Annotated in this window: 7 protein-coding genes; 4 read left to right on the plus strand and 3 right to left on the minus strand. The window is 62.3% G+C overall.

The window, feature by feature from the left end; all coding sequences use genetic code 11:
- Positions 1–84: 84 nt before the first annotated feature.
- Both P0D52_RS11375 and P0D52_RS11380 read right to left on the minus strand, forming a co-directional pair.
- A complete protein-coding gene (locus P0D52_RS11375; RefSeq protein ID WP_394692772.1) occupies positions 85–657 on the minus strand; it encodes an acyloxyacyl hydrolase in 573 nt (190 codons plus the stop codon).
- Positions 658–731: 74 nt separating this feature from the next.
- On the minus strand, positions 732–1901 hold the full coding sequence (locus P0D52_RS11380; RefSeq protein WP_394692773.1) for a phosphoserine transaminase: 1170 nt from the start codon (positions 1899–1901) through the stop codon (positions 732–734).
- Positions 1902–2024: 123 nt separating this feature from the next.
- Here P0D52_RS11380 and P0D52_RS11385 point away from each other — a divergent pair, with 123 nt between their 5' ends.
- Positions 2025–3164 (plus strand): aminotransferase class V-fold PLP-dependent enzyme, encoded by a 1140-nt coding sequence (locus P0D52_RS11385; protein ID WP_394692774.1) that lies wholly within the window; start codon positions 2025–2027, stop codon positions 3162–3164.
- A complete protein-coding gene (locus tag P0D52_RS11390; protein WP_394692775.1) occupies positions 3161–4060 on the plus strand; it encodes a DMT family transporter in 900 nt (299 codons plus the stop codon). Before P0D52_RS11385 ends, P0D52_RS11390 begins: the two co-directional genes overlap by 4 nt.
- 14 nt (positions 4061–4074) lie before the next feature.
- Here the strand turns inward: P0D52_RS11390 and thiD are convergent, their stop codons facing one another.
- The gene (gene thiD / locus P0D52_RS11395) at positions 4075–4875 is read right to left on the minus strand and encodes a bifunctional hydroxymethylpyrimidine kinase/phosphomethylpyrimidine kinase (protein WP_394692776.1); all 801 of its coding nucleotides are present in this window, start codon (positions 4873–4875) and stop codon (positions 4075–4077) included.
- A gap of 290 nt (positions 4876–5165) precedes the next feature.
- Between thiD and P0D52_RS11400 the strand changes: the two genes are divergently transcribed.
- A complete protein-coding gene (locus tag P0D52_RS11400) occupies positions 5166–6944 on the plus strand; it encodes an ABC transporter ATP-binding protein (RefSeq protein WP_394692777.1) in 1779 nt (592 codons plus the stop codon).
- A gap of 71 nt (positions 6945–7015) precedes the next feature.
- Positions 7016–8869 carry a hypothetical protein gene (locus P0D52_RS11405; RefSeq protein ID WP_394692778.1) on the plus strand — a complete coding sequence of 618 codons (1854 nt, stop codon included), beginning with the start codon at positions 7016–7018 and terminating at the stop codon, positions 8867–8869.
- Positions 8870–8992: the final 123 nt, after the last annotated feature.

Consider the following 8992-nt stretch of genomic DNA (forward strand, 5'->3'; position numbering starts at 1 on the left):
TCCTCCCGGAATGCGTTGCGCCGCTGATCCACCCCCGGATCAGCGGCGCTCTTGCATTCGGGCTGACAAAGTGACGCCTGCGGCCTAGCGCTGGCCCCAGCGATAACCAAAACGGATGCCGGCATTGTCGAGCGCCTGATTGCGGCCGCTGCCGAGAATCTGGCCATGCGAAATATGCTCATAATAGGCGGCGACGGTGATCTGGTCAGACAATTCATAATTCAGGCCAAATGTCGTGTGGAAAAGAATGTGCTCGCCCATCAGCGAGCGTGTGGTGGCCAGACGAATGCGGTTGGGATCATTCGGCGGCGCGTTGCGGTCAATGTCGCGCACGCCGTCATTATAGGACAGGCCGAACGCCGGCTGGAAAGACAGGCGCTCGGTGATGTTGAAATCCCATTCCAGCCCGGCCCCGCCGAAATTGGTCAGCTCATTCGTGTTGAAGGAGCCGTAGACATAGGGGCGCGGCGTCCAGATGAGGCTGAAAGCCTCGATCTGCGGGCCAACGAGCCCCACGGTGATATTGGGACCATCCTCGACGTGATCGGACAGGTCGTGGGCGGTGACGCCGAGGCGGAATTCCCACTCATGATCTGCCGCCAGAACCGGCGCCGACAAGATTACGGCGCCCATAGCCGCCAGAACACATGATTTCATGACCCTATCCCCTGCTTGATGTCGCCAGTCCGGCGCTGATCCTCAGTCTAGAACGCGTTGCGCCTCAGGCAAAGCTAGATTTCGGCGCGCGCCTCGGCATAGGCCCAGTCGAGCCACGGGCCGAGCGCCGCAACGTCATCGGCATCCACGGTCGGGCCGCACCAGATGCGCAAACCGGCCGGCGCGGACGGATGCGGATTGATGTCCAGCGCGGCATTCTCGCGCTCCAGCAGCGCCACCATTTTCCGCGTCAGCTGCCATTGCATTTCCTGATCCAGAGCGGCGATATCCGCTTCGGCAAATTTCAGCGTCACCGAGACCGGCGAGCGCGTGGCTTCGTCTTCGCAAAGCCAGTCGATCCAGTCCGTGCGGTCCACCCATGCGGTCAGCGCGGCGAAATTCTTCTCCACCCGCGCGATCAATGCGGACAAACCGCCTTCGCGGGCCGCCCATTTCAGCGACAGGAGATAATCCTCGAAACAGAGAAGCGAGGGCGTGTTCACCGTCTTGCCGTCGAAAATTTCTTCCAGAACGCCCGTCCGTTCGGCATTGTGCAGCTGGAGAATGCGCGGCACCGGCCAGGCCGGCGTGTGCCCGGCCAGACGCTCGATGGCGCGCGGGCCGAGAATGATCATGCCGTGCTGGGCTTCGCCGCCGAGGGATTTCTGCCAGGAATAGGTCAGGACATCGATCTTCGACCAGTCGAGCTTCATGGCAAAGGCCGCCGAGGTGGCATCGACAATGGTCAGCCCTTCGCGGCTTTCGGAAATCCAGTCGGCATTCGGGATCCGCGCGCCCGACGCTGTGGCGTTCCAGGTGAAGATGGTATCGCGGGACGGATCTGCCTGACTGAAGTCCGGCGTCTGGCCGCCCCTGGCTTCGAAAAGCCGCAAATCGTCCAGCTTCAGCTCGTCGCGCGCATCCTTGGTCCATCGTCCGCCGAAGATATCCCAGGCAAAGACGTCCACGCCGCGCGGCCCGAGGAGCGACCACATGGCGGCTTCCATGGCCCCGGTATCGGAACCGGCCACCATCGAGACCTTGTAGTCAGCCGGGCATTCCAGCAAGGCCGCCGTGCGCTCATAGGCTTCGACGATGCGCTTGCGGGGGCCATTGGCGCGGTGGCTGCGCCCCAGCATGCCATTGGCGAGCTGATCGGCTGACCAGCCGGGATGCTTCTTCGTCGGCCCGCAGGAAAAGCGCGGATCAAAAGGGCGTAGGTGCGGCTTGGAATATTCAGTCATGACGGGTCCCGGCGTTTTCTCCGGACTAGCCCCGCCACATACACACGGTCAATTCGCAATGTGTTTCAGACCTCCGGCTTTCTTGATTTGACGCGATGGGCGCGCCGGTCCAGATGCTCGCGCATGATGAATTCCGACTACCGCCCGCTCTTCGATCTGCCGCGTGATCTGGCTTATCTCAATTGCGCCTATATGGGTCCGATGCCCCGGTCTGCGGCAGCCGCCGGTCAGACCGCCTATGACCGGCGCCAGCGACCGTGGGAAATGGGCATACAGGATCAGTTCTTCGATCAGCCGGAAGCCTTACGCGCAGAGGCGGCAAAACTGTTTGGCGCGACGGCGGATGACATCGCCCTTATCCCCGCAGCGAGTTATGGCCTCGCCCTGGCGGCCAGCAACCTGCCGCTTCAGGCGGGGCAGCACATTCTGACACTGGCGGAGCAGTTTCCGTCAAATGTCTATATCTGGCGCGAGAAGGCGGCGCAGGCGGGCGCTGAGGTCAAAACCGTGTCTCGCTCTGCCAATCAGAGCTGGACCGAAGCTGTGCTGGATGCCATCGGGCCGCAAACCGCGATTGCCGCCCTGCCGGAAGTTCACTGGGCGGATGGCGGGCGGGTGGATCTGGCGCGCGTCTCTGAAAAGCTGCGCGACGGCGGCGGGAAGCTCGTGCTCGACCTGACGCAGTCGCTGGGAACGTCTCTGTTTGATCTCGCAGCAATCCGGCCGGATTTTGCCATTGCCGCCGGATATAAATGGCTGCTCGGTCCCTATACGCTGGGCTATGCCTATATCGCGCCCGAATACCAGTCCGGGCTACCGCTTGAAGAAGGCTGGATTGTCCGCGAAGGCGCGGAGGATTTTGCCCGGCTGGTGGATTATGCCGACACCTATCAGCACGGCGCGCGCCGGTTTGATATGGGCGAACGGTCCAGCTTTCAGCTCATACCGGCAGCGCTCGATTCACTCAAATGGCTGAACGGTCTGGGACTGGACTCACTTCGCGAGGCCTTGCTGCGCCGCACGATGGAGATTGAAGACGCCGTCCGGCCCCTTGGCGCCCATTGTAATACGCCGGAACGCGGCGCGCACTATCTGTGCCTGGCCCTGCCGGATCATGCGCCGAAAGATCTCGCGGCGCGTCTGATGGCGCGCGGCGTGTCGGTCTCCCAGCGGGGGGATCGCCTGCGCGTCACGCCGCATCTCTATACGGACAGACCGGATATCGAACGCTTTGCGGCGGCCATGAAGGCCGAATTGTCGTGAGCGATCCCCAGCACCCGCGCTGGCAGGACTGGGCGCTTCTGCTGTTTCTGGCCGGGATGTGGGGTACGGCTTTCCTGTTCATCGAATTCTCGCTGGAAAGCCTGCCGCCTGCAGCGCTGTCCTTTACGCGGCTGACGATTGCGGCTGTCTGTGTGACGGCCTTTGCGTATGCGAGCGGTCACCGCCTGCCGAAGCTTTCCGATCCCCGGTGGAAGTTTTTTGTCTTCCTTGGCTTTTTCGGAAACGCCCTGCCCTTCTTCCTGATCCCGCTGGGGCAGACCCAATTGCCGTCCGCCCTCGCGGGCATTCTTCTGGCGATCATGCCCCTGTCCACGGTCGCGTTGGCGCATTTTTTCGCCAATGAGAAACTCACCGGATGGAAGCTGGCAGGATTCGCCGTCGGCTTTGCCGGGGCGGTCATCCTGATCGGGCCGGCGGCTCTGGCCGGTCTGGGCGGTCCGACCTTCCTCGCGCAACTGGCCATCGTCGGTGCCGCCCTCTCCTATGCCCTGAATGCCACCATGACGCGCCGGGCACCGCCGACCCATCCCGCCATACTGGCGTCGGGCGCGCTGATCTGCTCGTCGATCTGGGGCGCGCCATTCGGAATCTGGCAGCTCGCCAGCAATGACCTTCCGGCGACCATCTCCGGCTGGGGATCACTGATCTGGCTGGCGCTTGGACCCACAGCGCTGGCAACGGTGCTCTATGTCGGTCTGATCGCGCGCGCCGGAGCGGGCTTCATGTCGCTGGTCAATTATCTGGTGCCGATTGTTGCGCTATTCACCGGTCTCGCCTTTGGCGAAGCCATTGGCTGGAACGCCTATCTGGGTCTTGTCATCATACTGGCCGGCATTGCGCTGGCGCGGCGGACCGTCAAACCCGCCCGCGTCTAACGGCGGGGCACTTTCTAGCGGTCGAATACCCAGGCGTGATGAACTGGTCCGTGGCCCGAACCAAAGCCGGGCGCACGGCGGATGGCTTCTGACAGATAGCTGCCGCCCGCCTCTATGGAATCCGGCAGACTGCGGCCTTTGGCAAGGCCCGTTGCAATCGCAGACGCCAGGGTACACCCGGTGCCGTGTGTATGCCGTGTGTCGATGCGTTCGCTTTCGAAGATCATGGTGGTATCGGGTGTCACCAGCACATCGGTAATGACCGAACCGGACAGATGCCCGCCCTTCACCAGCGCGGCCGCCGCTCCGCCAGCGACCAGAGCCCGGCCCGCGTCCGCCTGCTCCTGTGTGGTGGACACCGTCAAACCGGTGAGCTTTTCCGCTTCCGGCGCGTTGGGCGTAATCAGGGCAGCGCGCGGCAGAAGATGGTCGCGGATGGCCTCGACCACGCCCTCACCCACGAGCGCATCGCCGGACGTCGCGACCATAACCGGATCGAGCACCAGGGGAATGTCCGGATAATCGGATAACAGTCTGGCGATAACTTCGACCAGTTCGCGCGTGCCCAGCATGCCGCTCTTGATGGCATCGGCGCCGATATCGTCCAGCACGGTCCGGGCCTGGGCCTCGACAATATCCAGCGGAATGGCGTGCACACCGGAAACCCCCAGCGTGCTCTGAACTGTAATGGCGGTGATGGCCGTGGCGGCATAGCCGCCCAGTGCCGTGACGGTCTTGATATCCGCCTGAATGCCGGCACCGCCGCCGGAATCGGATCCCGCGATGATCAGCACACGCCCTGAATGGTCCGCCATATTGCCCCCCGGCCACAGGAGTGTGGCCTCAATGCCGCGCTTTCGCTCTAAAGGCGATGTGGTGCGCAGCTTTTACTGGCCCATACGAAATTGCAGTTGTAAGAGCCTCTTCCCCGACAGCTATTGGAGCGCGTTTCAGACCCATGCACAAGATTCAACTTTAGAGGCGGCTGATCGATCGCCTTTTGCCGGACAGATACGTGTCGATGCCCTCGCATCGCCCTAGACCGGTTTCCCCGCGATCCGTTTCACCCTTTTAAAAATTGAATTCAGCATGAGGCGGGCGGCGAATGCCCGATCCTGAAATGACCCAGACTGTCTCCCGCGCCCCGCGCATTCTCTCCAGCCTTGCCGTTATCGGTTTCCTGTTCAAGCAATGGTCCCGCCGTCCGTGGTTTTTCGCGGCGCTGGTTGTCTTCACCATTATTGCCACCTGCGCCGATGTCTTCATCCCGATCGCGGCGGGGGCCCTGATCGATTCGCTCAACAGCGGAACGGGCGGGCACTGGTCCGCCTATGCAGCCTTTATCGGCCTCGCGGCGATGGTGAATCTGTTCCGCCAGATCGCCGTACGTTTCGAGGTGCGTTTCTCCTCGGCGAACATGGCCGATATGGTCTCGGAAGCCTTTGCCAAGGTGCAGCGCTTTTCGCTGGACTGGCACGCCAATACCTTTGCGGGGTCGGTTGTCCGCAAGGTCACGCGCGGCATGTGGGCCTATGACACAATCACCGCAACCATGTGGTTTGGCCTGTTTCCGTCGATCTTCGTTATGTACGGGCTGGGCGTGTACATGCTGACCCAGTGGTGGATGGTGGGCGCATTCTCGCTCGGCGTGACAACCCTGTTTGTCGCCGCGACCGTGTGGGCGGCCAATAGCTATATCCGGCCGCAAAATATCAAGTCGAATGCGATAGATTCCGAGCTGGGCGGCGCCGTAGCCGATGCCATTGGTGGCATTGCCACGGTGAAAAGCTTTGGCGCCGAGGCGCGCGAGGATGACCGGTTTTCGGCCCTCGCCTGGCGCTGGCGGGCCGAGGTCAAGAAGACCTGGCTGCGCTTCGTGAATACTTGGCTGATCCAGATCATCGCCATTCTCGGCCTGCAGGCCGGATTGACGGGGCTTCTGATCAATATGTGGATGGCGGATCGGGCCAGCCCGGGCGATGTCGTCTTCGCGATCACCGCCTTCATGATGATGGCCGGTTATATGCGCCGCTTTGGCGAGGAAGTTCAGAATGTGCAGCGCGGTCTGGACGAGATCCAGGACATTGCCGGATTTGATCAATTGCCGGTGCAGATCGCCGATGCGCCGGACGCGCCGGACTTTGCGCCGGGCCGGGGCGAGATCGTCTTTGATGAGGTTGGCTTTGCCTATGAGAACCAGAAGCGCCGCCTGTATGACGGCTTCTCCCTGCGCATCGCGCCGGGCAAGCGTGTGGCATTGGTCGGGCCGACCGGATCGGGCAAGTCGACCTTCGTGAAGCTCCTGCAGCGCCTTTATGATGTGCAGGAGGGCGGCGTGGTGATTGACGGTCAGGATGTCCGTTCGGTGACGCAGGCCAGCTTGCGTCAGGCTGTGGCACTGGTGCCGCAGGACCCGGCGCTCTTCCACCGGACGATTGCCGAGAATATCGCCTATGCGCGCCCCGATGCCTCGCGGGTGGATGTCAAGGCGGCCGCCCGCCGCGCCAACGCGCACGATTTCATCGAGCGTCTGCCGCAAGGCTATGACACGCTGGTGGGCGAACGCGGCGTGAAGCTGTCGGGTGGTGAGCGTCAGCGCGTGGCGATTGCCCGGGCAATCCTGTCGGATGCGCCGATCCTGATCTTCGACGAGGCGACGTCCAGCCTCGACAACGAGACGGAGCGGGACGTTCAGGCGGCGCTGGAAAGTGCCACGCAGGACAAGACGACAATTGTCATTGCGCACCGTCTGTCGACCATTCGCGATGCCGACCGGATTCTGGTCTTTGACCGGGGCCGGATCGTTGAACAGGGCACGCATGACGAGCTCGCGGCACAGGGCGACGGCCTCTATGCCCGGCTTGCGGCTTTGGCGGCGGCGTAAGCGCCTCAAATCAAATGCTCGTTTTCCCCTGCGGCGTGTGCTAAACGCTCTGCAGGGGGCGGCGATCAGACATGAATTCTTTTTTATCGGAGCTGCGCCGCCGCAACGTCTTCCGCGTGGCCGCCGCCTATCTGGTGGTGAGCTGGGTCCTGATTCAGGTCGTCTCGCTGATCGCCGCCCCCCTGGGCCTTCCCGATTGGACCGATACATTCTTCATTGTTTTATTGGCGGTGGGCTTTCCCATTGCCCTGCTGCTGGCCTGGGCATTCGAGATGACGCCCGAGGGCATGAAGCTGACAATAGCCGTGCCCGAAGACGACAGCATTGCCTCACAAACCGCGCGCAAGCTGGATTATGCTATCGTCGCCGGTCTGGTCGTGCTTGTCGGCGTCATCATCTGGCAGCAGATGGCGAGCCCGCAAGCGGCCACCGGTCCAGAGCTCGCTGCGCGGGCAGAGGCCGGCGAAGGATCATCGGTCGCGGTGCTTCCCTTTGCCGATATGAGCCAGAGTGGCGATCAGGCCTTTTTCGCCGACGGCATTTCAGAGGAAATCCTCAATGTCCTCGTTCGTATTCCTGACCTTCAGGTGGCGGGCCGCACCTCCAGTTTTGCCTATCGCGGTCAGGACCAGGATTTGCGCGAGATCGGCAGTGCGCTGAATGTCAGCCATGTTCTGGAGGGCAGTGTGCGCCGCAGCGGGACCCGGATCCGGATCACCGCGCAGCTGATCCGTTCCGAGGACGGCTTTCATCTCTGGTCGGAAACCTATGACCGGGAATTGACCGATATTTTCGATATCCAGGACGAAATCGCCGGAGCGGTTGCCGATGAGCTGGCCACTTCGCTGGGGCTCGATACGGGTGCGATCAGCGTGGCGCGCACCTCTGATCTGGCCGCCTACGAATCCTTCCTCCATGCCCGGCAACTCTTTCGCGAGCGCGGTCAGGCCAATCTCGAACTCGCCGCTGCCATGTTGACCGAAACGCTGGCGCGCGACCCGGAATACGGGCCCGGCTGGACGCTGTTGTCTGGTGTTTATGGCGTGATGCCCTTTTACCGTCATGGCAATAACGCTCCTGCGCCCGAGCTTCGGGTGAGATGGAATGCCCTGGCCGTGGAGACGGCGCGCCGTGCGATTGCAATCAATCCGGCCGATGCGCAGGCCCATGCCTTTCTTGGATCGGCGCTGGCCGAGAACTGGAACTGGATCGAGGGGCTGGACATGCTGGACCGGGCCGTGGCCCTGGCTCCCAATGATCCCGACGTCCTCGACACGGCCGCACAGATACTCGGAAAGGTGGGGTATGCAGCGGAAGCGTTGGCGCTCTCCGAGCATGCGGTCGCGCTGGACCCGCAGGGGGCGATTTTCCGCAACACGTTGGGAAACGTGCTCGCGATACAGGGCCGGTTCGAGGAAGCTGACGCGCAATTCCGCGCCTCAATCGACATCGACCCTGACTTACGCTTCCCGTATGCCAACCTGATGTGGAACCTTGCGAGGGCCGGTGACATGGCCGAAACCCAATCCGCGCTCACCACCTTGCTCAACCATGGCGGCACGGTTGGGCGCGATGAGAATTTGATCGAACGCTTCACATCGGCGCAAAGCCTGTCAGACATGCAACCACTTGCCGTGGAAAGCCGGGGTTATATCCGCACCGTGTATGCCTTGCTGGCATCCGATACGGACTATTATTTCTCCCGGACCCCGGTCGGAGATACCGGCGAGCGGCCCAGCAATTGGGCGACCTTCAATCCGTTCTGGCAAACTTTCAGCGGCGAAATTTTCGCGGATCCGCGATGGAAATCCTGGGTTCGCCGTGGAGGTCTGGTGGATCTCTGGAGGGCGCGCGGCTTCCCGCCCCAATGCCGGCCTGTCGGTGCGGATGATTTCGAGTGCCTTCCTCCGCGCGATATGGATTGACGATGCAGCCCTGGTAGAAAGGGACTGGCAAGCCATCTGAAGGCCATGTGAATCGACTGGCGCCCGCTATCCGGACACCCGGAGTTGCGGTGTCTGCCGCAATCGACGATCCGGGCCCGAGAT

It is taken from the genome of Hyphobacterium sp., from assembly GCF_043584775.1.
Classification (GTDB): Bacteria; Pseudomonadota; Alphaproteobacteria; order Caulobacterales; family Maricaulaceae; genus Hyphobacterium.

What these genes read in the sequence shown, in the direction of transcription:
- P0D52_RS11400 (WP_394692777.1), top strand. Translation starts at nt 5,166, where the DNA reads ATGCCCGATCCTGAAATGACCCAGACTGTCTCCCGCGCCCCGCGCATT.
- thiD (WP_394692776.1), bottom strand. Translation starts at nt 4,875, where the DNA reads ATGGCGGACCATTCAGGGCGTGTGCTGATCATCGCGGGATCCGATTCC.
- P0D52_RS11380 (WP_394692773.1), bottom strand. Translation starts at nt 1,901, where the DNA reads ATGACTGAATATTCCAAGCCGCACCTACGCCCTTTTGATCCGCGCTTT.
- P0D52_RS11385 (WP_394692774.1), top strand. Translation starts at nt 2,025, where the DNA reads ATGATGAATTCCGACTACCGCCCGCTCTTCGATCTGCCGCGTGATCTG.
- P0D52_RS11375 (WP_394692772.1), bottom strand. Translation starts at nt 657, where the DNA reads ATGAAATCATGTGTTCTGGCGGCTATGGGCGCCGTAATCTTGTCGGCG.
- P0D52_RS11405 (WP_394692778.1), top strand. Translation starts at nt 7,016, where the DNA reads ATGAATTCTTTTTTATCGGAGCTGCGCCGCCGCAACGTCTTCCGCGTG.